This is a genomic window from Martinezella calliandrae, assembly GCF_030272695.1.
In the GTDB taxonomy this organism is placed as follows: domain Bacteria; phylum Pseudomonadota; class Alphaproteobacteria; order Rhizobiales; family Rhizobiaceae; genus Rhizobium; species Rhizobium calliandrae.
Genome location: NZ_JARFYN010000177.1, coordinates 1 through 821, shown reverse-complemented (window position 1 = coordinate 821; position 821 = coordinate 1). Strand labels below are relative to the sequence as shown.

General features: G+C 61.6%; 1 protein-coding gene. It reads right to left on the bottom strand.

Going from position 1 to position 821, the window contains the following annotated elements:
- A partial coding sequence (gene folD, locus PY650_RS36580) for a bifunctional methylenetetrahydrofolate dehydrogenase/methenyltetrahydrofolate cyclohydrolase FolD (RefSeq protein ID WP_285884981.1) occupies window positions 1-821 on the bottom strand: 821 nt, incomplete at both ends.

Sequence of the window (821 nt, the reverse complement as noted above, 5' to 3'; positions counted from 1 at the left end):
GCGATGGTCATCGGGCCGACGCCGCCAGGCACCGGGGTTATGGCGGCGGCAACTTCCGCAGCCTCAGCAAAAGCGACGTCCCCGACCAGGCGGCTCTTGCCCTTTCCCTTGTCCGGCGCGGCGATGCGGTTGATGCCGACATCGATGACGGTCGCACCAGGCTTGATCCAATCGGCTTTGACCATTTCCGGCCGGCCGACGGCGGCAACCAGAATATCGGCACCACGGGCTACGCTCGGCAGGTCCTTCGTGCGCGAATGCGCCGTCGTTACGGTCGCATTGGCATGAATGAGCAGCTGCGCCATCGGCTTGCCGAAGAGGTTGGAACGGCCAATGACGACCGCGTTGAGACCCGATAGGTCTTCGCCATGCACACGGCGCACCAACAGCATGGCGCCGGCCGGCGTGCAGGAAATCAGGCCGGTGTCGAGATCGCCGGTCGCCAACTTGCCAGCATTGACGACATTCAAGCCGTCGACATCCTTGTCCGGCCGGATCGACTGGATAATCGCATCGGCATTCAGATGCTTCGGCAATGGCAATTGCACGAGGATGCCATGAATGGCGGCGTCCGCGTTCAGGGACTGGACAAGTTTTGCCAACTCGTCCTGTGTCGTCTCGGCGGGCAGCGTGTGCTGGATGGAGGTAAAGCCGCATTCCTTGGACATACGGCTCTTGGAGGCGACATAAGTGTGGCTGGCCGGATCATCGCCGACGATGACAACGGCAAGGCCGGTCTTCACACCCGTCTCTTTTTCCAATGCTGCGGTCGCCGTCTTCACCGCATCAATTACCGAAGCAGCCACCTGCTTGCCATCGAT